This window comes from Vampirovibrio chlorellavorus (genome assembly GCF_003149375.1).
Taxonomy (GTDB): domain Bacteria; phylum Cyanobacteriota; class Vampirovibrionia; order Vampirovibrionales; family Vampirovibrionaceae; genus Vampirovibrio; species Vampirovibrio chlorellavorus_B.
The window spans coordinates 313548-338489 of record NZ_QFWH01000002.1 but is presented as its reverse complement, the minus strand read 5'-3'; the positions used below and the strand labels follow the sequence as shown (position 1 = coordinate 338489).

The 24942-nt window shown below is 55.5% G+C and carries 24 protein-coding genes and 1 other RNA gene; 12 read left to right on the top strand and 13 right to left on the bottom strand.

The features are described from left to right. Positions 1-32: 32 nt before the first annotated feature. Positions 33-968: a hypothetical protein gene (locus tag DF283_RS03920; protein ID WP_303673405.1), complete on the bottom strand. Its 936-nt coding sequence runs from the start codon at positions 966-968 to the stop codon at positions 33-35. Further along, positions 965-1969: a hypothetical protein gene (locus DF283_RS03915; protein ID WP_303673404.1), complete on the bottom strand. Its 1005-nt coding sequence runs from the start codon at positions 1967-1969 to the stop codon at positions 965-967. Before DF283_RS03915 ends, DF283_RS03920 begins: the two co-directional genes overlap by 4 nt. 372 nt (positions 1970-2341) lie before the next feature. Between DF283_RS03915 and DF283_RS03910 the strand changes: the two genes are divergently transcribed. From DF283_RS03910 to secF, 3 genes are all read left to right on the top strand, one after another. Then, the gene (locus DF283_RS03910) at positions 2342-3337 is read left to right on the top strand and encodes a phosphodiester glycosidase family protein (RefSeq protein ID WP_303673403.1); all 996 of its coding nucleotides are present in this window, start codon (positions 2342-2344) and stop codon (positions 3335-3337) included. A 286-nt stretch (positions 3338-3623) separates the two neighbouring features. After that, a complete protein-coding gene (gene secD, locus DF283_RS03905; protein ID WP_303673402.1) occupies positions 3624-4850 on the top strand; it encodes a protein translocase subunit SecD in 1227 nt (408 codons plus the stop codon). 44 nt (positions 4851-4894) lie between these two features. Then, positions 4895-6040, top strand: coding sequence for a protein translocase subunit SecF (gene secF / locus DF283_RS03900; protein ID WP_303673401.1), 1146 nt, complete (start codon positions 4895-4897; stop codon positions 6038-6040). Positions 6041-6117: 77 nt separating this feature from the next. Here the strand turns inward: secF and DF283_RS03895 are convergent, their stop codons facing one another. Continuing rightward, positions 6118-7335 (bottom strand): TIGR04552 family protein, encoded by a 1218-nt coding sequence (locus tag DF283_RS03895; protein ID WP_303673400.1) that lies wholly within the window; start codon positions 7333-7335, stop codon positions 6118-6120. Between the two features lie 416 nt (positions 7336-7751). Here DF283_RS03895 and DF283_RS03890 point away from each other — a divergent pair, with 416 nt between their 5' ends. Continuing rightward, positions 7752-8039: a hypothetical protein gene (locus DF283_RS03890; protein WP_303673399.1), complete on the top strand. Its 288-nt coding sequence runs from the start codon at positions 7752-7754 to the stop codon at positions 8037-8039. 111 nt (positions 8040-8150) lie between these two features. Here DF283_RS03890 and DF283_RS03885 read toward each other — a convergent pair whose 3' ends face one another. Then, the gene (locus tag DF283_RS03885; RefSeq protein ID WP_303673398.1) at positions 8151-8306 is read right to left on the bottom strand and encodes a YbjQ family protein; all 156 of its coding nucleotides are present in this window, start codon (positions 8304-8306) and stop codon (positions 8151-8153) included. Positions 8307-8512: 206 nt separating this feature from the next. Here DF283_RS03885 and DF283_RS03880 point away from each other — a divergent pair, with 206 nt between their 5' ends. The 5 genes from DF283_RS03880 to DF283_RS03860 all read left to right on the top strand — a co-directional run bounded on the left by DF283_RS03880 (position 8513) and on the right by DF283_RS03860 (position 15009). Then, entirely contained in the window at positions 8513-9232 is a 720-nt protein-coding gene (locus DF283_RS03880; RefSeq protein ID WP_303673397.1) for a type 1 glutamine amidotransferase, read from the top strand. Positions 9233-9370: 138 nt separating this feature from the next. Next, positions 9371-11497, top strand: coding sequence for a glycine--tRNA ligase subunit beta (gene glyS, locus DF283_RS03875; RefSeq protein WP_303673396.1), 2127 nt, complete (start codon positions 9371-9373; stop codon positions 11495-11497). Between the two features lie 61 nt (positions 11498-11558). Next, positions 11559-13754 (top strand): transglycosylase domain-containing protein, encoded by a 2196-nt coding sequence (locus tag DF283_RS03870; protein WP_303673395.1) that lies wholly within the window; start codon positions 11559-11561, stop codon positions 13752-13754. 4 nt (positions 13755-13758) lie between these two features. Further along, positions 13759-14328: a DUF366 family protein gene (locus DF283_RS03865; RefSeq protein WP_303673394.1), complete on the top strand. Its 570-nt coding sequence runs from the start codon at positions 13759-13761 to the stop codon at positions 14326-14328. A 63-nt stretch (positions 14329-14391) separates the two neighbouring features. After that, positions 14392-15009 carry a hypothetical protein gene (locus DF283_RS03860; protein ID WP_303673393.1) on the top strand — a complete coding sequence of 206 codons (618 nt, stop codon included), beginning with the start codon at positions 14392-14394 and terminating at the stop codon, positions 15007-15009. 52 nt (positions 15010-15061) lie between these two features. Here DF283_RS03860 and rnpB read toward each other — a convergent pair. Continuing rightward, positions 15062-15461: RNase P RNA component class A (gene rnpB, locus DF283_RS03855), an RNA gene on the bottom strand. 173 nt (positions 15462-15634) lie between these two features. On the opposite strand from rnpB, the gene DF283_RS03850 reads away from it, so the two are divergent. Then, entirely contained in the window at positions 15635-15931 is a 297-nt protein-coding gene (locus DF283_RS03850) for a hypothetical protein (RefSeq protein ID WP_303673392.1), read from the top strand. A gap of 47 nt (positions 15932-15978) precedes the next feature. On the opposite strand, the gene DF283_RS03845 is transcribed toward DF283_RS03850, so the two are convergent. Beyond that, complete coding sequence (locus DF283_RS03845) at positions 15979-16845, bottom strand: hypothetical protein (RefSeq protein WP_303673391.1); 867 nt, start codon at positions 16843-16845, stop codon at positions 15979-15981. Between the two features lie 198 nt (positions 16846-17043). Between DF283_RS03845 and yihA the strand changes: the two genes are divergently transcribed. Further along, entirely contained in the window at positions 17044-17724 is a 681-nt protein-coding gene (yihA, locus tag DF283_RS03840) for a ribosome biogenesis GTP-binding protein YihA/YsxC (RefSeq protein ID WP_303673390.1), read from the top strand. Positions 17725-17819: 95 nt separating this feature from the next. Continuing rightward, the gene (locus DF283_RS03835) at positions 17820-18635 is read left to right on the top strand and encodes an enoyl-ACP reductase FabI (RefSeq protein WP_303673389.1); all 816 of its coding nucleotides are present in this window, start codon (positions 17820-17822) and stop codon (positions 18633-18635) included. Positions 18636-18718: 83 nt separating this feature from the next. Here DF283_RS03835 and DF283_RS03830 read toward each other — a convergent pair whose 3' ends face one another. The 7 genes from DF283_RS03830 to DF283_RS03800 form a co-directional block, all read right to left on the bottom strand. Then, positions 18719-18940, bottom strand: coding sequence for a metallothionein (locus DF283_RS03830; RefSeq protein WP_303673388.1), 222 nt, complete (start codon positions 18938-18940; stop codon positions 18719-18721). Between the two features lie 83 nt (positions 18941-19023). Further along, positions 19024-19839 (bottom strand): pentapeptide repeat-containing protein, encoded by an 816-nt coding sequence (locus DF283_RS03825; protein WP_303673387.1) that lies wholly within the window; start codon positions 19837-19839, stop codon positions 19024-19026. Positions 19840-20078: 239 nt separating this feature from the next. Continuing rightward, positions 20079-21167: a flagellar motor switch phosphatase FliY gene (gene fliY, locus DF283_RS03820; protein ID WP_303673386.1), complete on the bottom strand. Its 1089-nt coding sequence runs from the start codon at positions 21165-21167 to the stop codon at positions 20079-20081. Next, entirely contained in the window at positions 21167-22210 is a 1044-nt protein-coding gene (fliM, locus tag DF283_RS03815) for a flagellar motor switch protein FliM (RefSeq protein WP_303673385.1), read from the bottom strand. The genes fliY and fliM overlap by 1 nt, the downstream gene beginning before the upstream one ends. Before the next feature lie 123 nt (positions 22211-22333). Next, positions 22334-23119 carry a flagellar basal body-associated FliL family protein gene (locus tag DF283_RS03810; RefSeq protein WP_303673384.1) on the bottom strand — a complete coding sequence of 262 codons (786 nt, stop codon included), beginning with the start codon at positions 23117-23119 and terminating at the stop codon, positions 22334-22336. Positions 23120-23125: 6 nt separating this feature from the next. Beyond that, entirely contained in the window at positions 23126-23971 is an 846-nt protein-coding gene (locus tag DF283_RS03805; RefSeq protein ID WP_303673383.1) for an OmpA/MotB family protein, read from the bottom strand. A gap of 16 nt (positions 23972-23987) precedes the next feature. Continuing rightward, complete coding sequence (locus DF283_RS03800; protein ID WP_303673382.1) at positions 23988-24869, bottom strand: motility protein A; 882 nt, start codon at positions 24867-24869, stop codon at positions 23988-23990. Positions 24870-24942 lie beyond the last annotated feature (73 nt).

Genomic DNA, 24942 nt, shown 5'->3' with positions numbered 1-24942 from the left:
CACTCCTGCAAAAATAAACGGCACCCATCAATTCATAACCCGACTCTCAACATCAGGGAACCGGGTTTAAAAAACCGAGCCATCGGATTTACGGCATGCCAACGATTCACCGGGTAAGCCCCATTGGGGTGAGGAAAGGGTCGGATGCCAAATTGTACCAGACCCGCTGGCGAGGCTGCGGCTGCCACAGTCGGTCTGGGGGCGGGCTGCGGTGGCAGAGTGGTCGGGGGCGGCAAGGTGGCCGGTTTCTCATCCTTGGAACCCAGACGGTTACTCACGGCGTCCACAATTTGCTCGGAATGATCCCGGGTCATGCGCTCCAGAAAATATCCGGCCAAAGCCACACTGGGAATAGAACCCACCAGAATGGGAGCCAGTTTGTAAACGCCGTTGACGATAAAGGCTTTGTTTTTGGCCAAAGCGGCGGCAGCTTCCGACAAGCCTTCCGTTTTCACCTGGGCAGCCGCTTTTTCTTTCAACCCGTTAAGAATCGGCGCATCAAAGACACGGGACACCAGCCGGGCCAGTGGTTTTAACTCCCCGGGAGCCATGAACGGATCGGTACTGTAGGCCAGTTTCGGATTAAAGGCAGCCGGTCTGGTTTTGGAAGTCAAATCCTGCCAAAGTTGCTTGAAACTGTAGCCGTCACTCAGAGAGGAAACTTCAACGCCCAAATGCTTGCGCAAGGCCTTTTGGGTAAAAACCTGAAATCCCCGCAGTAAGACAAAACCACTCAGGAAGCCGCCGATTTCACGCATATCGGTACGAATCGACTCTCGGTAGCGAAACGGACCCTCGGAAGTGCCCTGAGCCTTGACCGCTGAAATATTGGCTACCACAATCCGGGAAATGACCAATGCCAACGAGGCCAAAATAAGGGATTGATCCCGGAAAAAGCCGGGTTTATTCACAATACTGCTGCCCACATTTTGCAGGACCCGGGGCGTATTTTGAAGCACATGCATCATACGCCACCGCCCGGCCAGGGTTTGGGCGTCAGGCTCATGGGGGTAAGGACTGGCTGCTGGGCCTTAAAAATAGGCGGACGCGCCTGTGTCTTGGGGTTGGGCAAATAAACGGGCACCGGCGGCACAAGGGGCATTACCGATGGAGCGGAAACCAGAGACAGGGCCTTGTGAGTCACCGCCGGATCGCTGGCCGCAGAGGGCACGGGGGACAATGGGGAAGCGGCCAGCGGGATCGCCCCTTTTTTTTGTTGTTTGCGGTTAAAAAACTTTTTGGCACTCGGAGCGATCACCCGGTCATTCATCCATTGGGTCAAGGAACCGCCCACCAGCGCGCTGCCCACCACGCCGGTAAAAATACCCAAAACCGCCAGCTGGTTATTGCGCTTGGCGAAATCTTTCAAAGGCTTCACTTCATTCACAATCTTGCTCAAAGCGGCATCCAGCTGTTGATGCTCTAGAGCCACGCCGCTTTTTTCAGCGACCTGCTCCACTTTTTTCTTGAACTGGTTTTTCACCGTGACCAGGTTGGCCTTCCCCAAGAGCGTTTTTTTATCCGTAGAGCCCGGTAATTCATGTTCGTATAGGGTTTTAAATACAGGGCTTTTAAATGCCGATCCTTGGGGACCATAAGTTTCGGCCACGGATTCTTTCAGCTTGGCATCTAAATCATTGACGGTGATGTTGAGCTTGTCCAGCATTTTTTTGATGCCTGAGAACTGGGACTCATCAAGACTCTTCAGATCTTTCACCAGACTTTCATCGGAAAATTTCAGGACACGGTCTTTACATCGGGTCAGCCCATCCACCAGATCCTGCCCCAGATGCAAACAGGCCATATAGCCCATAGTGCCCAGAATTTCCACAAAAAAGCGTTCCGCCATGGCCTGCTTTTTTTGACCCTCGGACAGGGTGGGATTTTTCTGCTTGGAGGGCCGGTTTTCCAGCACACGGGTCAATCCAGTGGCCAAGCGGGTCAGCACGGCTACTTCCGCCAGGTACATTAAGTTCCTTGGCCGAGGCAATAACTTGGATGTAACAGGCATAAAACCGCCCACTACAAGGCCCTCGTGTTCTTCAGTTGATACAGTGTGTCAATGTATACCGGTGTATTTAACGCAGCAAAACTTCCAGAATGAAGATGATCCCAAGGAAGCAGATAATCCCGACGGGCTGCTTTGTCTATTATAAGAAACCCACTCACGCCAATTTGATGCTAATTAAGCTCAAAAAAAAGACTTATCAAGCCTTTTGAGGTCGTCGCGCCTCAAATTGTTTTGCTTAACATTTTTGTTTACAATAGACTGATATTTGCTCTTGGGGGCTTAAGTTACCATATTGAGCATCCTTACAGTATGAGGAAAAGCACTTTAGTTATGGCCTTATCGTATTTTTCCACACTCCGGCGTTATGCCCCGTATCGGCCCTCGATGATTGCCACAGTCATTGGCGCCTGGCTATTGATGGTGCTTTGCGTCAACATGGCCGGAGTGGCCCAACAGACCGCCTCTCCCACGGAGAAAAAAAGCACCGCCGACACCGTGGCACCTCCGTTGGCCCTTGAGCGCAAGCAGTTTCCCCAAGGCGAAATTTTCGTTTTAAAAGTGCCCGTCCGCAGCGGTTACAAGGTGATACCCGCAGTTTCCAAAACCCTGCTTACCCTGAAGTCGCCCGGCTGGCAGTCCATCCCGCAACCCGGCATGACAGGCCAGAAGCCTCTTTTTATCATCAACGGGGGCTTTTTTGACCCCGGCAACAGCCTGACCACCTCCTTCATCTTTCAAGGCGGCTCCCTGGTGGCCGATCCTCGCATCAACCCCAATCTGGTCAGCAACGAAAAACTGGTGCCCTACCTGCCCAAAATTTTTAACCGCCCGGAATTGCGGCTTTACCTCTGTCAGGGCTCTAACGGCTCTTTCCAGACCCAATATGACATTACCCCCCGTAATGCCAGCATCCCCAAGGACTGCCTGCTGCAATCCTCACTGGGGGCAGGCCCCACGCTCCTGCCCCAGGTTCAGGATCTGGCCGAGGGCTTTGTGGATTATAACGCCGCGGGCAAGCGCACCCGGGATCCCATCGGGGTATGTGCCCTGAACGCCCGCAGTGCTGTGGGCATTACCGCCAAAGGGGACATTCTACTGCTGATGGGGGCCCAGAACGCCAGCAAGCCGGGCGGCTCCGGCTTTACCCTAAGCGATGTCGCCAATCTGCTAAAGGCCCGAGGCGCTGTGAAAGCAATGGCTCTGGACGGTGGCAGCTCATCCAGCCTGTGGTATCAGGGGCAAACCATTTTCGGCAAATACGCCGCCAATAAGGCTCCCGTCATCCGACCGGTAAAATCGGTATTAATGGTAGTCCCCAGCACCTGAGAGTCAATTTAGCCTCTCAGGCCGCTGACTTTACAAAAAATTTCTACATTCGGGCCAGTTTCCATTACAATAAACCGAATTGCAGATCTTGACGGGCGCGTTTCTTTCTGAAAAAAGCTGAAAGGCCAGTTAGAAACCTTACGCTGAGGATCTCCTGATTGCCAGGGCCTGCAAACTTCGGGGGGCTTCGGGTATTAGCCCCTTCCACGTGGCAGAATGACGCGAGAGAGCCGCTGCCCAACCAGACAGGTATTACAAGAAATTCAGACCAAAAGAGAATAAACCCATGTTTAAAAATCCCAAAGTCAACCTGCTCATCATCGTAGTGCTGATCATGGCATCCCTGTGGACCGTGGTCAAAGACAAGGATAATATTCGTCTGGGTCTGGACCTGAAAGGCGGCACCCGCCTGACTCTGCAAGCGGAGCCCACCCCGGACGTCCCCAAAATCCGACCGGCAGATATGGACAGCCTGCAAACCGTGATTGAGCGCCGTGTGAATGGCATGGGCATTGGGGAATCGGTCGTTCAACGGGCCGGAGAAAACCGCCTGATCGTGGAAATCCCCGGGGTTAAAGACCCCGATGAAGCCAAGCGCCTCCTGGGGCGGGTGGGCAAGCTGGAATTTAAAAAGCTGGATGCCCAACGCCAGTGGGTCAACACGGGTGTATCCGGTAAAGACTTCACCAAGGCCGATGTGGCCACCCAGCAATCCGGAGAGTGGATTGTCCAGTTCACCCTCAGCCCGTCAGGCGCCAAAAAATTCGCCGATTTAACCCGTGAGCTGGCCCCCACCCGAGCCCCCATCGGCATCTTCTTTGACGATGAACAGGTTTCCGCCCCAGCTGTGAACGAGCCCATTCTGGATGGCAGCGGCATGATTGAGGGGAACTTCACCCATGAAACCGCCAAGGAGCTGGTGGATACCCTGAACGCCGGTGCCTTGCCTGTGGACATTGACGTAGTAGAAGAAAACACCATTGGCCCCCTGCTTGGACAATCCTCCATCAAGCAAAGTCTTTTTGCCGGACTGATTGGACTGGGGCTGGTGCTGGCCTTTATGATTCTGTGCTACCGCATGCGGGGCTTTGTGGCTGGAATGGCCCTACTGGTTTACACCTTGCTGACCTTCGCCATTTTTATGACCGTTGGGGTGACCTTCACGCTGGCGGGCATCGCCGGTTTCATCCTCAGTATCGGGATGGCCGTGGATGCCAACATCCTGATTTTCGAGCGGACCAAGGAAGAGTTACGGGCCGGGCGCTCCAAGTGGAAAGCGGTTGAAGTCGGCTTTGACCGGGCCTTTCCCTCCATTTTCGATAGCAACACCACCACCCTCATTACCTGCCTGTTGCTGTGGGTGATGGGCACTGGCGCGGTGAAAGGCTTCGCCCTGACCCTGGCCATCGGGGTGGGCGTCAGCATGTTCTCCGCCATTACCGTCACCCGAACCTTCTTACACCTGATTGACAATGCCAGTGGCGAGCCCACCGGCGCCCCCGTGAAGGCCTAGCCTTTGCCTTCCCGCACAAGCATTTGATGAAGAGATCGCACGATATGTCGAAACAAATCACCCCTGAAACCACTACCACCGTCAATGAAGGCCCCTTGAACCTCTACAAGTACCGCTGGCTGTTTATTGGCATTTCCCTGCTCTTTCTGCTGCCGGGAATCTATTACATTGCGGCCAACATGTTGGACCCGGAAATCCGGGCCCCACTGAAGCTGGGCATCGACTTCAAGGGCGGAACCCTGCTGGAATACGGCTTCTCCAAGCACGTTTCCCAGCCGGATGTGGAAAAAATCAAGCACGTGTTCGATGAGCATGGCTACGCAGGCTCGGTGGTACAAATTCAGGAGCCCCGAGTGGGCATCAATAAAAAAGCGGTGGAAATCGGCGCCGAACGTACGGCCCCCTCCCAGGCCGAAGCCCCCACAATGACGGGCGACGCTTCTGCGGAAAAAGCTGGCGCCCAGACGGCAACCGTGACCACGAACCAGCACGAAAAGCAGCCTACCGGCGAGATTGCCTCCATCGTGTCTGTTCGGGCCAAGCACATGCAGGGTCAGGTGGATCAGGAAATCCTGAAAGATCTGGAAAGCCAGTACGGACACATCACGGTGCTTCAGAAAAACTCTATTGGCCCGGCTTTGGCCAAGGAGTTACTGAGCAACGGTTTGCTGGCCCTGGTTTTGGCTTACATCCTGATTGTGGGCTACCTGACCTATCGCTTCCAGTTTGACTTTGCCGTGTGCGCCGTGGTGGCGTTGCTGCACGATACCGTTTTCCTGCTGGGCATGTTCGCCATGTTCGGTCGCCTGTTCAATACCGAGGTAGACAGTCTGTTCATTACCTCTGTGCTGACGGTGATTGGTTTCAGCGTCCACGACACCATCGTGGTCTTTGACCGTATTCGGGAAAATTTAAAAATTTACTACACCAAAAAACTGCCCTTTGTCACCATTATGAACATGAGCGTGAACCAGACCCTGACCCGCAGTATCAACACCTCGCTCACGGTTCTGCTCACCATGCTGGCCCTGTACTTCTTTGGCGGGGAAACCACCAGGGACTTCGTTTTGGCAATTATTATCGGGGTTGCCGCAGGAACCTACTCCAGCATCTTCAACGCCAGTGTCATGCTGGCCATGTGGCGCAACCGGGCAGCGGCCCCGCAGGCACTCAAGCCAGCCACGGCCTAAGCCAGCCCAGCTACTAGCTACAATACCCAACGTTTAAAGCCCTTGCCCAAGCCACCCTTTGGTAAGGGCTTGGGGTTTCAGGGCTTCAGCAAGGGCCCCATCACCCGTCGGCGGGCCGCAATCAACTGACGCTGCTTGTACTGGGCATGGGCCCCATCCCCAATTCTGCTGTCCAGATAGCTGCCTTTGTCCAGCACCTGAATTTCGTAGGGGAAGGCAAAGCGGGTTTCCGTGTGCCCGGCCCCGGATTTCACCCGCAGCAAATGGCGGCAGGTAATATGCAGGGAGCGATACTGCGGAGAACTCAACGGATTGGCGTTGTGGGGGCCTTCTTTGGGCTGAACGTAGTCTGCGGTCTGAAAGAAGTCCTGAAGGCTCTGCAAGCTCCGCTGCCCCTGTTGATACTCGGACAGGGCCTGCTCGTAAAGGGCCTGCAAATGCTCAAAATCCACCAGCATATTGCGGGAACGACTGGGAATGACGTTAGGAAACAGAATGACCTTCTGCTCCCGCAAAATATCCACGGCCAGCAACGCCTCCGCCGGGCGAAAGGTCACCAAACGAACACCCACCAAATCCCACACATTCTCAGCCACGTTTTCCTTCTTGCAAAGGAGTTTAATCAGAATACTCTCTCTGGGCTTGTGATGCTTGGCCTCAAAGGCGTACAGCCTGAGTTGGCGTGCCCGACGACCCTTCAGCAGAATGGTGCCGTCGCCCTGCGGCAGTAATACCTCCCGAAAGCGGGACAGAATGGCTTCGCTGGCCTGGGCATGATGCTTGTAGAGGGGGCTATTCTGGATATAAACCAGGGTGTGAATCACCTTAAGCAGGGCGCAAGCCCAGGGCCGGTTGGGGTGATTGGGCTGAGAGGCCAACAACAGGAGATCCAGCACGTTCCGGTTGGCTGTCACCGACAGCGGGATTTTCTCAAGGGGGATGACCGGCTCACCAAGCGCTTCCCAGTCCACGGAGCGGGTCAGAAAACGATGCTCGATAAAATGAACTGCCTCGATAAAATAGGCTTCCATCTCGGCCTGATCTTCCGGCAAATCCAGATCAAAGCCATAACTGGCCACAAACTCCCGGGCCTCTTCCTCCGTGTAAACCGGCATGGCCGTCAAATCAATGGAGGATCGGCCCTGAATCATGGCCCCCAGAACCTCCCAGGGCATTTCAATCCCGAAGGGGTCCGGCAGGCTCAGCTCATATCCCGTCAGGGCCAGCTCCGCTTCAGTGCCTGTGAGGAGGCCGGAGGGAAGCTGGGAATCATCGGTAAGAAACGTATCCGACACGCGGGCGTGGTCCCTTTCTTGCGTTCAAACAGAATACAAAGCCCCGAAGTTCAACTTGTTAACCGGTGTAAGCTTTGGGCGAATACTAAATCCTATCGGCAGCCGTTTAAAAATATTGAGCCCCTGATGAAAAAATTAATTTTATGGCGAAACATACTCCATTATCAGGAGTCGAGCCGGTTCTAACACCTCTAAACTAATTATAGATCAAGTTTCAGCGTTATCGCTGCCGGATGTCACCCCACGGCCTGCGGGAATAAAAGCAGCCTGTTTTCCGGGAGCCTGCCCTGAATGGAAGCCGGGACGCCCCCGGGCCCTACGTTGGCAACTTCCATTCAAGTCCTGATGAAACTTGCCGATAGCCGATTTAAATATTCCCCCCGAAGCGCTACCAAGCCCCAAAGGAGTGCAGTCCCATGAAATCCAGCCATTTCCCCGCCGACCGATTGATTCTGACAGCCAGTGCCCTTCTATTGCTGGCCAGTCCGTGTCTGGCCTACGCACCGGACGGGGATCTCATGAAAATCAAAGGGTACTCGCCAGAAGTTATTCAGACGGCCAACCAGCAACGCAGCCGTCAGGAGTGGAAAGAACCTTCCGTGCAAACCAAGTCCACCACGGAACAGTTTTTCCACAACATTTACTACGGCAACTGGATGGGCCCATTGGATGATTTTGGCTCTGAGGTCATTCGCAAAAACTAGATCCGGGCTGCCAGCGGACACACCCTGTCAAAGTTCAAAGTCAAAAAATTCAAACGCAAAAAACGACGGGAGCAACACCCGTCGTTCTTGCCAGTTCTTAAAAACCAAGGCTTACAGCAAGCCTTGCAGCATCAGCACCGCCTGCGCGCCCAGAAAGGCCTCTTCGCTTTGCTCGTCTTTTAGCAGCAATTCACGAGCCTGTTTCAATGCTTCCTCGCTGCCGTATTTCTCACCCAGCACGTCCCGTTTTTTATGCCACTGCATCATAAAGTTCCATCCTCCCGATCCGGTCATCTACCCAATAACCCAGCCTGGTCGCTCTTGTTAGTTCAACTCAGCCCTAAAACCTTCAACCCAGCGTTTCAACCAGCCTAACATCCAACCTGTATAAGCATAAAAGCAAACATTCGGGATTTGATGTTAGCTTGTAAACGATCATTAACAAAATAACGCTCAGGCCCTACAATAAAGGGATGGAACTACGCATTGCCTACCTGTACCCGGATCAGCTGAATATCTATGGCGACCGGGGCAATATTCTAACCCTGTATCAACGCTGCCAATGGCGGGGCATTGCCGTGCAAATCCTGACCCCGGGTCTGGGGGAGCGGCTGAACCCGGAAGAGGCGGATTTATATTTCATGGGCGGGGGGCAGGACTCCCAGCAGATTCAGGTCTGCCAGGACCTGCACAAAGTGAAGGCCGACAGTTTAAGAACCGCCGCCACCCTGGGCGCGGTGTTTTTGACCATCTGCGGGGGGTACCAGTTGCTGGGCCATTATTACAAACCGCACAACGGGGATGAACTGAAAGGGCTGAGCCTGATTGACGCCTATACCGTGGCAGGCGATACCCGTTTCATCGGCAACGTGGCCATTGAACGGCCCAACGGGCAACGGGTGGTGGGCTTTGAGAACCACAGTGGCCGCACCTATCTGGGAAATGGCCTGACCCCGCTGGGCAAGGTGATCCACGGGCACGGCAACAACGGAGAGGACGGCTTTGAAGGGGTGGCCCACGATAATTTTTACGGCACCTACCTGCACGGATCGTTGTTGCCCAAAAACCCGGCGCTGGCCGATGAAATTATCGCCAAAGCGCTACAGCGCCGTTATGGTAATGTCCAGCTAGCCGCCTTGGACGACACGCTGGAGCAGCAGGCCCATCAGCGGGCATTGTCCTTAAAGAATTAGGTGAGGCTGCCCCCACCCAAATTCAAGACCGACGCCCATCAAACGGGGCCCCCATCATTCAACCCTTTCCTTACCGGTTTGCCTGTAGGAGAATGGAGCCACTGTAAAGCGTGACTCCGAACGAGGCTAACCCGACTTATGACCGCATCCCCTCACTCCAACCAATACCTGCTGGAAATTGGCGCAGAGGAACTCCCGCTGGAGTTTCTGTTGTCCGCCCCCACCGAGCTGACCGACAAAGTCAAGGCCGCTCTGGATGAACAGGCATTGCCCTATGGCGAGATGGCGGTTTACGTCACCCCCCGACGACTGGCCCTGATCATTCAGGCCTTGCCGGAATTACAGGCAGAACGCACCTTTAAAACCAAAGGCCCGCCCATTCGGGTGGCCCTGGATGCTGAGGGCAACCCCACCCAGGCCGGTCTGGGCTTTGCCCGCAAGCTGGGCGTGGAGTTTACCCAACTGGTGCAGGAAACCATTGAGGGTGAAATCTACATGGTGCTGAATCAACAACTTAAAGGCCGCCCCACCCGGGAACTGCTGGCGGAACTGCTGCCCGGCATTGTGCTTGGCCTGAGCGGCTCCCACTTTATGGCCTGGGGCAGCAACACCATTCGCTTTTCCCGCCCCATTCGCTGGCTGGTGTCCTTGTGGAACAACCAGCATCTGCCGCTCAGCATTGGCCCGGTGAACTCGGACACCGTCTCCCACGGGCACCGGGTCATGGCTCAGGGGCCGGTGACCATCGCCTCGGTGGATGAGTACCTGAACAAACTGAAAGCCGAAGGGGCCGTGCTGGCGGATCAGTGTGTGCGTCGTCAACTCATTTGGGAAGAGCTGCAAGCCAGCGCCCAGCAACTGGGCGGCACCGTTGTGGAAAACGAGCGCCTGCTGGATACGGTCACCATGCTGGTAGAACAACCCTCTGTGGTCGTCGGACGCTTTGAGGAGCGCTTTCTGGACATTCCCGAAGAGGTGACCACCACGGTCATGACCGCCCACCAGAAGTATTTTCCGGTGCGGGCCGCCGATGGCCGACTGATGCCCTATTTTATGACCGTTTCCAACGGGCGCAAACAGGCCGCGGAAACCATTCGCCACGGCAACGAGAAGGTGTTGACCGCCCGGCTGGAAGACGCCCGATTCTTCTTTCTGGAAGATCAAAAAATCCCCCTGATCGACCGGCTGGAAAGCCTGAAGGGCATTACCTTCCAAAAAGGGCTGGGCAGCATGTACGAAAAAGCCTTGCGTCTGGAGAAACTGGCCCAGCAGGTAGCCGCCGCCTTGGGATACGATGCCCCGCAACAGGCCCTGACTCAGCGGGCCGCCCAATTGGCCAAAACCGATTTGGTGACCGGCATGGTCTTTGAGTTCACTGAACTCCAGGGGGCCATGGGTCGCAAGTACGCCAGCCTTTCCGGAGAGCCCGAGGCGGTGGCCGAAGCCATTTTTGAACATTACCTGCCCCGCTTTACGGGAGATCTGGTGGCTCAGTCCCCGGTGGGCATTGCCGTCAGTCTGGCCGATAAGATTGACACCATCGTGGCCGTGTTCAGCCAGAAGAACGCAAAACTGCCCTCCGGCTCCAAAGATCCGCTGGGTCTGCGCCGCATGGCCAGCGGTATTATCCAGACGGTGCTGGAAAATAAACTGACCGTGGATTTGCTGGCCCTGATGGGGCAGGCTTATCAGGCGCTGGTGAGCAGCGCCCCCCCCACGGCCAAATTCGAGGATGAGAAAACCACGCTGAATTTGGTAAACACGTTCATCCTGCAACGATTCCGGGGCTGGTTACTGGAGCAGGACAACCGGTATGACCTGATTGACGCCGTGCTGGAGTCCGACACCTCACCCTTACGGGATTTGGCCGACGTACTGACCCGTCTGGAAGCCCTGAAGCAACTGACCCAGAACGAGGACACCCTGAAAAAGGTCTATGAGCCCGCCAACCGGATTTATAAAATTCTGGGGCAGCATTATAACCCGCAAGCCACCGTGGCCCTGGTTCAGGCGGCTCACTTGCGGGACGAGGCTGAACAGGCCCTGCTGGATCAGTTGAGCCATCTTGAGTCGCAAGGCATTCACGCCAGCTATACCCAGCTCAGCGAACAATTGTCCGCTTTGTCTCCCGCCGTGGAATCGTTCTTTGAAAAAGTCATGGTGAACGATCCGGATGATGCAGTGCGAAAAAACAGATATAATCTTCTCAGTGTGCTAAATCGTTTTTATCTGAAATTGGCCTGCTTCACCCGGTTGGTTGTTTAAGGATTTTCTCAAGCCAGTTCAGAGTTTGAAAAACGTTGCTGATGAAGAGTGATGGCAGAAAATGGCTGACCGACAATTTGAGTTGCCCGTAGACGTTCGCCGTAAAAGCGAAGTGGTTCAGGACAGGCTGGGGTTAATCATCCTCATCACCACGGTGTCGGTCTTTACCTTCCTGATTTTTCTGCTCTCCGTACTGTTGGGAAACAAACTGGCCGAAGCCGCCGCCGCTTTACCCAACGTCAAGGTGCTGCATGAGTGGCACCCGTATGAAAGCACCCGGATTTACGACCGTAACGGCACGCTAATTGCCAATATCCACGGGGATGAAGACCGGGTGGTGGTCCCCCTGAAAGACATTTCCCCCAACATCCAGCGGGCGGTCATGGCCATTGAGGACAACCGCTTTTATGAGCATAACGGCGTTGATATCCGGGGGACCCTGCGGGCCGCGTCAGCAAACTTCCGGGGCGAGGACGTGCAAGGGGGAAGCACCCTGACCCAGCAGCTGGTGAAAAACCTGTTTCTGAGCCCGGAACGGGCCATTACCCGTAAGGTGGCGGAAGCCCTTCTGGCCATGCGGGTGGAGCGGCACTACGATAAAAACAAGATTCTGGAAATGTACCTGAACCAGGTGTATTGGGGCAATCAAAGCTACGGCATTGAAAAAGCGGCCCGCCGATATTTTAAAAAACCCGCCCGAGACCTGACCATTGGAGAAAGCGCCCTGCTGGCGGGCTTGTTAAAGGCCCCTGAAGGTATCTCCCCCTACGCTTACCCCAAAGCGGCCCGCAAACGTCAGCTGGAAGTATTGGGAGCCATGGTGACCTTTGGCTATATTACCGAGGAACAACGGGCCAAGGCCGCCACCGAGCAACTGGAGCTGAACCGCCAGTTGCCCAAGCCCTCCAAGCACCCGTTCTTTATTCAGTACGTGGTAGAGCAACTGAAAGAAAAGTTTGGGGACAGCGCGGTGCGTCAGGGTGGCTTGAAAGTCTATACCACCATGGATCAGCCGGTACAGGAACTGGCAGAGAAGGCGCTGTATGATGAGATGGATAAAATCAAATACTCCGGCGCTTCGGAAGGCTCCTTCATCGTCCAAAACCTGGCCAACGGGCATATTTTGGCCCTGGTGGGCGGCCGGGATTTTGAAAAAAACCAGTTCAACCACGCCACCCAGCAGCACCGGGCCATTGGCTCCACCTTCAAACCGCTGGTATACCTGACGGCCTTCCGCTTGGGGCTGGTGTCCCCGGAAAGCCAGATTTCCGATAGTCCGGTGTGCTTTAACAACGGCTACAGCAACTGGTGCCCCCACAACTGGGACGGTCGCTACATGGGCTCTATGACCATTCGCAAGGCCTTAACCCTCTCTCGTAACACCCCCACGGTTAAACTGGGGTTAAAAATGGGCATCGATCCGGTCATTGAGACCGCCCGGCTGGCGGGTATCACCTCCCCCATTGACGCCAACTTCTCCAGCCTGCTGGGCTCCGCGGGGATTTCTCCGCTGGAAGTGATTACGGCCTACTCCACCATCGCCCGTGGCGGAATTTACCTACCCCCCACGGTGTTGATGAAAGTGGAAGACAGCCGGGGCCGAGAAATCCATCTGGAGCGCCCCCAGCCAGAGCGTCGCTTTGAGGAAGGGCCGGTCTACAACCTGATTTCCATTCTGCAGGACGTGGTGGAAAAAGGAACCGGCAAGAACGCCATTATTCCCGGTCGGGCCGTTGCCGGAAAAACGGGTACCACCGATGAGATGCGGGACATCTGGTTCAGCGGCTTCACCGCCGACATGGTGGGCAGCGTGTGGATGGGCAACGACAAATACGTGCCCCTGCGTGGCGTTTTCAGTTCCAACTCGGTTACGGTGTGGGGTAACTTTGCCCGGGAGTACTACAAAATGTACCCCATTCAGGCCGTTGAATTTCCCAAACCGCCCAAAATCCTGGTGGAAAAAAAGTATCTGGGGCCAAAGCAGGAAAGTGCTGAAAGTGCAGCGCTGGATGAAGAGAAGCCCAGCGCTTCGCCCGCCAGCCCCACCGCCAAGGCCCCAGCCGTGGACGATCCGGCCTATGGCTATTCTCCCTTGCATCCCGGCGCGGGCGGGGTTCCCATGAACAACGACAACAACAGCGGAGAACTCAAACCCCTCATCGATCCCAACGCCAACCGCCGCCCCGCCACGCTGGCGGCGCCGTTACCAATCACGGGCGGCGGGGCCAACACGAACCCTGAAAGTGGTGTACACTAGTGCTATGAAGTATCATTTTGTGCCCGAAGAAACGCCTTATACAGGCAAGGAACTCAACAACCACTGGATTTACCGGAACTACGGTATTCTGGGGGACTCCGTCGTGGCGTTTATCGGCCCCTGCGAAGTGGATCAGGACAGCATGGTCGATCTGGAAGACGTGCTGAATGATGACTACATCTATTCTAAAAAAATGCTGAATTTTATTGTGGAAGTGTTCGGCATCACCCTGCAGGAAGGCGTCCTGCTGCAGCGCCTGTTCACCTCCATCATTCAGGATCGCATCAACCTGTTAAACCCGGAAGCCCGCATCCGGCGGCGGGGAGATGATCTGTTTTTTGAGGACACCGCCAAGCTGTCCGTGTCGATTTGCACGCTCAGCCCCACCTCCATCCTGATTCATACCGGGATCAATATCGACCCGCAAGGCGCTCCGGTGGAGGCCTCCGGTCTGGCCACCGAGCTGGGCATGGGCGATCAGGTAGAACCCTTTGCCCTGGCCTGCATGCGCACTTTGGCCGAAGAGTGGGCCGACATCCGGTTATCCTGTTGCAAAGTCCGGGCCGTGGTCTAGGGAACCACAACCCTCGTATTTCAACCAGAAAGCAGAACCAAAAGCAGAAAGAGACTCAGTGTAATGGGCCCCAAGAACTTATTAATCCTCTTTTTCTCCACCGTGGCCGTTTCTCTGGTGATTCTGATCATCTTTTTCAGCCTGTTTTTCAAAAACGTGAATCTGGACTTTAATACCCGACTGCCAGAATCGGCCCCGGACATTGGCGGCGCCTTCAACCAGACCTCCACCATGAGTCCCGACAGCAAGGCCGATGGGCTGACCCGCTCCACGGTCAACGTACCGTCAGACTCCCGGGAGATTGACTTCGGTGGAAAAGCGGGAGAGGCCGGTAAAAAAGACGCGGATGAGCCCCCCATGGCCAGCGATGTAAACCTGCCGCCCATTTCAGATGATGCGTTGCTGGAAAACGAGTACCCTCAGCCTTTACCGGACAAACTACCCCCGCCGCCCACGGGTAGCGAAAAGCAAGCCCCGCCGGGCAGCGATAAAAGCACCGTAGGCCCCAGTGGCAATCGTGCGGCAATGACAGCCCCGCCCCCCCGTCTGCCACGTCCCTCGCAGGGTCCCTCACAGGAAATACGCCGAGAGGCGCCACCGCCTGTGCAAGCAATGCCCCAACCCCTGGAAGCCCCCATGAGCCCGGAGCCTGAGGCGCAACAAGGTCCACCCGTACCCTGAAGCACCTAAGCGGACGCAGGGTTGAAACGGACTGAAAAACGGACGGAAAAGTGAAAAGAGACAGCCATAAGCCGGGTTCTGTTGTAAACGATCATCTGTCTCGACTGGCTGTTTCCAACCAGCTCTAGCGGGATACGGGAAGCGGACGAGCAGCCCTTGCAATTCAATGCGGCTTCCATTGGAGACTTGTAAACAGTTGCCTACAGTATCTCCGGCACCTTGCACCTGTCGGGGTTTACCTGGCCAGGGCCTCTCGACCCTGCCGGTGGGCTCTTACCCCACCGTTGCACCCTTACCTGTGCCTCGCCTTGCGGCTCGGCCATCGGCGGTCATCATTTCTGTGGCACTATCCTCACGGTCGCCCGCACCGGGCATTACCCGGCTACATGCTCTGTGGTGCCCGGACTTTCCTCAGGCGTAACGCGTACGCCCGCGATCGTTTGTCCGTCTCTTTTCAGGGGCCATCATACCCCTTCCGCACAAAACTGTATAGGGTTAACAGGCGCAAAAACTATCAACATTTTTGAGGTTTCTGGTTTTAAATAATTAATGTGTGTAGTTTGTTGGATAAATCGACTTATAATCTTAATGGTTGTTGGTTTATTCGAAGTTAGGAAAACCAGTTATGCTTCCCCCTGTGGGCTTCTCCCTATTTCCGACCAACCTGGCCATTGATAGTGCCGGTGCGGCTTTTGGGGCCAATCAAGCCAGAATGGCTCTGGCCAATACAGCCCCCGCCGATGGCAATCCGGCCAGCGTGGTCTCTTTGGCCGCCCAGGATAAAGCGCTGGCCTTGCAAGGCATTAGTGCCCAAACCAACTATCTGGTCGCCCAAGCCATGCAGGAAGGCACCCGGGGACTGCTGAAAAAAAACTTTGAGCAACGTCAGCGCATGATGGATAACGGGGCGCTATTCTTCTAAACCACCTCAAAATGCGCTCATGACAAAGCCGCCGGATTCTATTTGCGTTAAAACGCCGTGGTCACAATAGGCATGTGCTGACCCGACAGGTTGGGAAAGACCATCAGCTTGCCGTCATCGTTCCGCCAGCGTACCCAACCAATGGGGGTGTTGCGCTCAAAGTCCAGCACTTCCACCAGTAGCCAGTTGCCACGGACGTGCTTGACTTTTAAATCCCGGATAATGGTCACCGGAATGAGTTTGGCCTCATCCGCATCGCTGCTGCGAATGGAGCGATTGTATTCTTTCACCCCGGTCAGCCAGTAGATCCCGTGGGCCTTGGCATTCAGCTTCATAAACTCCTGCCAGGTCTGATAAACCCCAAAGTGGGCGGGTTCCGTAGCCGCTACCTTAGAGCCGGACTGGGCACTGGCCGGACTGGCCGCCGCCGGTTCCGGTTGCAGCCGGGTTTGCACCCAGCCGGTTTTACCACTGGCCTGATCGTAAATCACTTCCACCCAGCCATCGTCCGTATCACTGGTCACGGCCATCATGGCCACATCCAGCAGGGGATAGAAACAGAAGAAGGTGTGATCGGCGTAAATGGCATGGCGATCGCCAGCCGGAGAAATCCACTCAATATTGTTGCCGCTGGTTTTATGGCTCCAGCGAATCGTCCCAATAGACTGCGCGCCTGATTTCGGCTCGCTGTAAAGGGTAAAGGCGTAGGGGGCAAAAAAGATGCCATTCCCGTAACTGTACCCGCTTTGGTAGCGCTGCGGGGCAAAGCCGTAGCCGTTTCCAGCCGCCTGGGCCACCTCAGTCAGAGAGGGAAACGTCATCGACGGGCCCAAAAGCGTCATCATCAAAGCCATGCCTGTCAGCGCCACCCCGGCCAAAAAGGGTCGTTTTAATCGCTGGTAAATCCCGTGCATCAACCGATTCTCCCCAGTTTGAGAAACTTTTGAGAAGCCCTGTGACCGACTACTGACTCGACGGGTCTCCCGCCCCGTGAAAAGGGTTCGACTTCCCCGTTCGTGCCTGATACTATTCTTTTCTATTCTTTTTTCATTTATTATCCCCTTTTTCAACGCATTGGCCACCCCTTGGCTGGTGGAGAAACCGAAACCCTCATGAAAATCCTGACCGCCGATTACATCATCAGCGCCCCCAGCCTAAAGGACTGCCCCGACTTTCAGGGCTGCCCGGAAATTGTGCTGGTGGGCCGCTCGAATGTGGGCAAATCCTCCTTTATCAACAGCCTGACCCAGCGCAAAAACCTGGCCCGCACCAGTAACACCCCCGGAAAAACCCGCTACATCAACTTCTACGATGTCAACTACGCCAAAACCAAGTCCAGCAAAGACAAAGTCATAATGGTGGACTTGCCCGGCTACGGCTTCGCCAAAATCTCCAAAACCGAGCAGGAGAAGTGGCGTAAGAATCTGGAAGCCTACCTGTCCAAGCGGGAAAGCATCCGGCTGGTCATCCAGCTGATCGACTCTCGCCATGGCCCCCAGGATAACGATATCCAGATGTATGAATGGCTTCAGTACAACGGCAGGCGGGTTCAGGTCATCCTCACCAAAACGGACAAACTGTCCAAAAACGAAGTGGCCAAACAAATGGCCCTGTCCGCCCGGGCCCTGGATTTGAGCGCCAGTGACTTAATCGCCTTTTCCGCCGAAACCAACGCGGGCCGGGATCAAGCCTGGGCCGCCCTGCTGGAAGCGTTGTCCATCCCCCCGTTACCCGCCCTCGATAATGACAGCGAGGACTCGGCAGAAGGTGTGGCCGAATCAACGACGACTTAGGCTGGTGCCCGCTTGAGCTTTTGTTTGAAAACGGGGTGTGTTCCGGCTACGCTATGGGGATATTTCAATGATTCTATCCAGAGAAGGAGCATCCCATGCCTGCCACTGAAGTCAATGAAGTCCCTCAAACCGCCGTTAAAGGCTTACTGGCCGGAAAAACCGGCTTAATCTTTGGGGTGGCCCACAAAACCAGTATCGCCTGGGCCATTGCCCAAGCCCTCAGCGCCGCCGGCATGCGGTTGGCCTTCACCTACCAGGGCGAGCGTCTGGAAAAAAACGTGCGTGAACTGGCGGAAACGCTGGAAGGCTCTTTAATTTTGCCTTGCGATGTCACCAACGACGCTGAAATCCAGTCCGTATTCGATGCCGTGGGGCAGGAGTTCGGCCAACTGGATACGCTGGTACACAGCGTGGCTTTCGCCAAAAAAGAAGATCTGTCCGGTTCCTTTGTAGATACGTCTCGTGATGGCTACCTGCTGGCTCAGGACATCAGCGCCTATTCCCTGACCGCTTTGACCAAGGCCGCGGTTCCTCTGTTTGAGAAAGCCGGTGGCGGCAGCGTGGTGACCTTGACCTATCTGGGTGGCGAGCGCGTGGTGGAAAACTACAACGTCATGGGTGTGGCCAAAGCCGCTTTGGAGATGAGCGTGCGCTATCTGGCCGCCGACTTGGGCCAGAAAAACATTCGGGTGAACGCCATTTCCGCAGGCCCCATTAAAACCCTGGCCGCCCGTGGTATTTCCGGGTTCTCGAATATTCTGGGCTACATGGAAGAACATACCCCCCTCAAACGGAACACCGAAACCGGCGAAGTGGCCGATACCGCCTTGTTCCTGGCCAGCCATCTGTCCCGTGGCGTCACCGGTGAAGTCATCCACGTGGATTCCGGCTTCCACATCATGGGTTTCTAAACTTTCTCCAAAGAATGCACACCCTTTCAAAGCCCGCTTCTGCTACCAGTGGCGGGCTTTGAGCATTAGCATAAAGTGTTATGTTAGCGTGAGTCGGTTCGTTCCGCCGACACTTTGCCCATGTCATCGGTGGGCAGGGAGTAACAGGTGCAATTGGCGTGCCCGCACCCCGGATAATTCTGGTGCCCTTCGGCACATTGTTTGCCGCAATAGTACAGACCGCCCTTAATCACCACACCGGGGTCCTGGTGATCCACCTCACACAAACAACGGGGACAAGCGCAAACTTCCATAATCGTTGTCATTCCCAAACCCTCCCGTTCAAAAGTCCCGACCTCGGCAAACCGTTGAATCCGACTCCCCCCTTTCAAGCATCAGGTTTTCTGCGTCAGATTTCCCGCATCAAATTTCCAGCGGGATCAAACCCCTGCGGGAAACGCGTCTGTCCATCATAGAGCGCCCCAGCCAGCAAAGCCTGGCTTAAATGGCTCTCCTCATCAAAACTGGTATCGCGCAAATCGGCTTTTTCCAGATGGGAATCAACCATATCGGTGCCCTGAAAATAGGCATGCCGCATATTGGCTTCTTGCAGGTTATTCTGATGCATAGGCACGCCTTCCAAATGGGCACCCTCCAGATTGGCCTGTGACAGATCCACTTCCACCATGCTGGACGGGTTTCCCTGCGGGGCCATCAGATGTCCCTCATGCCCCATATCCATGCGAAACAGATTGGCCTGTCGCAAGTTCACCTGCTTCAGCCGGGCCCCCTCCAGATCCGCGCCGCTCAGGTTGGCACTCATCAGGTTGGTGCCGGAGAGAATGGCGTTAAACAGGGTGGTACCGGTCAAGTCCGCCCCTTGCAGGTTGGCATCGGTTAAATCCACCCCGGTTAAACTGGCGTTAAAAATTTTGGCCCCTCGCAAGTCGGCCCCTACCAGAGAAGCGCCTTTTAAAACCGCACTGGCCAGGTTGGCGCCCACCAGACTGGCCCCGTCCAGAATGGCCGCCGACAGGTCGGCATTGACCAGACTGGCCTGATTCAGGTTGGCCCCCTGCAGGCGGGCCTGCTTGAAATTGGCCTCATCCAGAGTGGCCCGGGCAAAATTGGCCTCGTGCAAAAAGGCGCTCTCAAAAACGGCCTGGGGAAACCGGGCATACGCGTAATTCACCCCTTCCAGATGCTGGCCCTTGCAGCAGCGCATGGCTCATTCTCCCCTGGATTGCTGACTGGAAAGTGCAGAGTTTGCAGGCTTTTTTCTGGATTCAGTTTAGCACCTTGCCCCAATCCCGCCATTCGCCACTCGGACATTTCGACGGTCAAACCCCATAGGCAAGAACCGACGGGGCGGACACCGCCTCGCATCTACCCCTATCCTACCTTAGGAGATACTTGGGGGATACTTGCAGAGCCGCTTGTGAGCGTCCTTCTGAAGTCGAGGCCTTACAAGCCCCGCAACCGTTCCGCCGGGGAGATAATGCTGGTAATCCGCAAGCCAAAGTTATCTTCAATCACCACCACTTCGCCCTTGGCAATCAGCTTGCCATTGGCCATTAAATCCACCGGCTCCCCGGCAATACGATCCAGCTCAATGACGGAACCTCGGGTCAACTCCAGCACATCCTTGATGGGCAACTCTGTTCTGCCCAGCTCCACAGTCAGGTTGAGGGTCACATCCATGACCAGAGACAGGTTCTTGTTCTCCTCGCCGTACACATTGGGCTGATGATCGAACGAGCCAAATTCCACCGGGCGAACGGTCACCGGGTCCACGTGAACCCCACTCCCCACCGCGGCCCGGGCGTGAGGCATGGCGGTGCCAGCCATGGCCGGTTGCGGCTCCGCGTGGGCATTAATCTGGGCCGAGGCCTCCATATCACGGGTAGCCATTTCGGGGGCGGCCATTTCGGGCCCACCCTGAGCGGCCTCAATGGACATAAACAGGGCCACCTGCTCTTTCAGCTCCGATGACACCCGCAGCTCCATCATTTCCAGCACCGTTTCCTGGTTGGCCTTCATCTGTAAGTTGGTCAACACAAACGGTTCCGATAAGACCTTGGGCAGGCACTGGGCCAGCATATCGCTGGAATAGGGAATCACTTCAGGATTGTTGATTTCCACCGTTTCATGCAACACAGAGGCCATCCCGGTGGCTGCCGAATTCATCATCTGACTCATCAACTCGCCCACAGCGCCCAGTTGCAGTTCGGTCAGTTCCTCATCACTGCCTTCCTCCGTACTGCCCAGCATCATGCCAGCCAGCTTGCGCACATCGGAGTTTTTAACAATATACAGGGCCGTGGTGAAAATCCCTTTGACAAACTGCACCATGATAATTGTCTTGGGCGCATCGCCAAAGGGGATGTCCATGCCCGCCAGATTTTCGTATTCACTAATCTGAGGCGGGGCAATCTCAATCTCCTGACCCACCAGAATGCCCAGTGTGGAACCGGCCGCACCCATGGCGATACTGGATACTTCGCTAATCGCGTCAAGCGCTTCTTTGGTTAAGCCGCCATTCAAATCGTTCATCACAGGCCAAATCCCTCAATCGATTCCTCAATTTCCACACTGTCATACATATACACAGCCAACTTGTCTTTCAACCGCCCGGGACGGCAATAAAACTTGGGGCGTCCATTCACGCAGGCCAGCAAATCATCGGTGGCAGCCCTGTCCAGACGAATGACATCCCCCACCGAAAGACCCAGCAGATCACCAACGGTCAATTCGGTGCCGCCCAGCAAGACCTGAATGGGAATTTTGGCGTAATTCAGTTTTTGCAGAATTTTTTCCTGCTCTTCAAACGGGATATTAGACTGCTGACGGTGGAAAATATGCTGAGCGCTCAGCTGACTAATGACCCCTTCCAGCACCGGGTAGGGAATACACAGACTGATTAGCCCTGAGTGCTTGTTGCCCAGATTCACTTCAAAGGTAATCAGGGCCACGATTTCTCCCGGGGTGGCCACCTGAATGAGGGCGTAGCTTTCCTCAAAGCCCACCATACTGGCGTTCACGTTCATCATGGAACGCCACGCTTCTTCCAGCGATAAAATGGCCCGATCCAGCACCCGCCGAATCAGGGATTGCTCAATATCGGTCAGTTCCCGCGCCTTGGCCTCCGGTGTGCCCGGCCCACCCAGCATGCGATCAATCACGCTGGAGGTCACCTCGTAGCCAAAGCCCAGCAACACCTGTCCCGGCAACGGGTCCAGCTCCAGAATACTGACGGTCATGGGGCTGGGCATGGAGCGCACAAATTCATCGTAGGTCAACTGATCGACGGAAACCACGTCAATTTCCACGGTCATCCGCAAATAGGCGGTCAGCACCAGGCCCAGCTGCCGGGCAAAACTTTCGTGGATGGTTTGCAGGGCCCGCAGGTGATCCTTGGAAAATTTATCGGGCCGCCGAAAGTTGTACAGCTTGTAATTGCGTTTCTCATGATGCGCCGAAGGCATGGCCGACTCGGAACCCAGGGCGGCGTTACCGGTGCTGGGCGATGGCGCGTTTTGATCCACCCCTACGGAGAGGGAGGAAAGCAGGCTATCAATTTCTTCTTGAGATAGCATTCAGAATCGATGAACCTCTGTCAATTTCCACTAATGACTGATGACCGTGAACCTGTCACAAAAACCGGGTAAAATCCGATGCCAGAGTGATGTTTCCGTAGGGCGTGCTGAACGTCTTATACCCTAACGCTGGATAATGAAATCCTGGAAATTCACTCGTAAAACTTGATAATCCGGGGCCATAATGGCGTTGAGCTGTTCCTTGATTTCGTCTTTCAAGGCTTCCTGCCCCTCCAGAGTGGCCAGCAGTGTGGCATTCCGTTTCATGAGGGAGCCATTGACCACATCCCGAATGGTGGGCACGTACTTGGACATATTTTTCTTGAACACGTCCTCACAACTGGGCCCCGCCTCCCCCCCGCTGGCCAGCAGGGTTCTGTCCACCGGTGCCGCAGCCCCCACGATCTTACCCTCACCCAGCGTTCCCTCCTTCAGCGGGATCGCCTCGGCATGATGCTCAATGTAGCAATTCTGGGCATCGGGCACTTTCACGCTCAAGGCCATTTTGGCCCGTAAATACTGACTGCCCGGCAGGCTGGGGTCTGGTTTTAAATTCACCATAAACTCATCCAGCTCCAGGTTCATGCCCACCTGGCTTCCGGGCGTTTCCGTGGATGCCCCATCGTGACCCGTGGGAGCTTCCCCCTCGGCCCCATGGCCGCCACCGCCAGCCTTGGCCAGCTTGCCAATTTCGGGCACCACAAACATGGTGGTCATAAGATAGGAAGAACCAACAGAACCACCGATAGTGGCCACCAGAATAACCACCACCATGATGATGAACTTTAAATCGAAACCACTCCCACCGCTGCCGGAACCGCCTTCTGCAGCCGGAGTCGCCGGGGCCGCTGCGCCACCTTCGCCTTCCACTTTGGGTTTTAAATCCTTCGGCTTGGTCGGTCTAGCCATTGAAATTCAATCCTCTCGACTTGGGGAAATGCCGCCAGCGCCTGATAAATTCTGTGTGGCGGCAGGGGGTTCTTGAAGGGCCATACTCTCATTCAATACCACTATATCCACTCGGCGGTTTTTCTGTTTCCCTTCAATGGATGAATTCTGGGCCACCGGTTTGAACTCCCCGTAGCCGGTGGCGGACAATTGCTCGGGTCGATAATGCTTGCCCTCAATCAGGTAGCGCACGATATTGGTGGCCCGAGCGGTGGATAACTCCCAGTTGGAGGGATAACGGGAGGTGGTGATGGGTGTATTGTCGCTATGTCCTTCTACTCTTATTAACCGAGCCTGAGGGCCCAGTGTTTTTTTGAGTTGACTGATCAATTGATGCAGGGTGTGGCGGGCCGTCGGCGATAAATCGGCACTGCCCGGGGCAAACAAAATGTTATCTTTCAGGGAAATGACCACACCCCGTTCCTGCTGACGAATTTCCACACCTTGCATGTGGAGGCGCTGTTTTAGTTGAGCGGATAGCGCGTCTGAGTCAGCCATTCTCTTTTTCGGCAGATTTTGCGCAGACTTTAGTTGCTTCTGAGTGGCTGTGACGGATGCAACCGACTTGGGCGTTGGCGTCTGCGGAAGGGGTTCTGACTTGGCCGCCGTGACCAATACCAGAAACAAGCCCAGTAACAGCGTCAGTAAATCGGCATAGGGCACCATCCAACGGTTGTGCCCGGTATGCACGTTTGCTTCCATCTCCCGTTCCAGCGTCTCCAGCTTGCGGAACAGGGCCCGCACCGGGACAGCCTGAGCGATAGAGACTGTGGAAGAATCCGGTTGGTTGCGCCGAGTGCCAATGTGCGTCATGCCCCTGCCTGCCCCTTCATTCCATCATGTCCACAGCGGCGCCCACTTGCAGAAAATCATCCCGCAAGACGGCCTGTGGAGGCAGTGGGGTGGCATATCCCTCTGGCCGTGCCGCATAGGCTTTTCGTCCCGGGCGAGGTACGGTCAGGGTGTCTGAGCCTGAGACAAAGGCGTTCAGTCGCTCTTCGATAATCATGGGATGCTCACCGGCTCGAATGCACAGAATGGCCTCCAGCAACAAAGTCAGCATAAACCATTCATCCCGGGCCCGTTGCCGCAACTTACCGGCAATGGGCAGTAAAAACAGGTTGGACAAGGCCACCCCATACAGGGTGGCGCTAAAAGCGCTGGCCACGCCCTGACCCAAAATGGCGGGCTGATGGGAGGCCTGCACAATATGAATGAGGCCAATCACCGCCCCGATAATACCCATGGTGGGGGCGAAACCGCCAGCCGTTTCGTAAACGCGGGCGCAATCCTGACTCTCCCGGTAACACACCTCAATCTCGGTGGATAAACTGTCCCGGATAAACTGGTCCGATCGGTTGTCCAGCACCAGTTGCAAGCCCTTGCGAAAAAAGGGAATTTCAATACTCTCAATAATGGGCTGCAGGGCCAAAATGCCTTCATCCCGCACAAAGCCCACCACCTCCAGCACATACTGAATGGTCTTGCGGGTTTCCAGATGACTTTCCGCGCTGCCCCCCCGCAAGGCCTGCAGCGCCCGCTTCAGCGTGGGCACATGGAAACTGACCAGCGTGGCGGTCAGGGTGCCCCCAAACACCACCAGCAAGGCCTCGGCGTTCAACAGGGTACTCAGCGGGACGTGTCCCAAAACCAAAGCGCCCCCTAAAATCAGGAGCCCCAGGATTAAACCGGCCAGGGTTGTAAAATCCATGCGCAACACACCTTCGCTTTCCACAGAGGATGAACCACTCTCAGCCTAAAAGATTAACCCGGCCCTTTCCTCC